The organism is Streptomyces sp. NRRL S-646, from assembly GCF_000720765.1.
Taxonomy (GTDB): domain Bacteria; phylum Actinomycetota; class Actinomycetes; order Streptomycetales; family Streptomycetaceae; genus Streptomyces.
Map to the genome: position 1 here is coordinate 1 of NZ_JODC01000140.1, position 250 is coordinate 250.

The following is a 250-nucleotide window of genomic DNA, read 5'->3' on the forward strand; positions in this document are numbered from 1 at the left end:
CAGCAGACCCACACCCTCCGACCACGCCGTACCATCCGCGCCGTCCGAGAACGCCTTGCACCGACCATCCACCGCCAGCCCCCGCTGCCGCGAGAACTCCACGAACATCTCCGGGGTCGACATCACCGTCACACCACCAGCCAGTGCCATGTCGCACTCACCCGCCCGCAGCGCCTGCGCGGCCAGATGCAACGCCACCAGCGACGACGAACACGCCGTGTCCACCGTCACCGCAGGACCCTCGAAACCG

General features: G+C 68.8%; 1 protein-coding gene. It reads right to left on the reverse strand.

Annotation, left to right across the window (positions count from 1 at the left end; genetic code table 11):
* A partial coding sequence (locus IH68_RS51520; protein ID WP_159403918.1) for a beta-ketoacyl synthase N-terminal-like domain-containing protein occupies nucleotides 1-250 on the reverse strand: 250 nt, incomplete at both ends.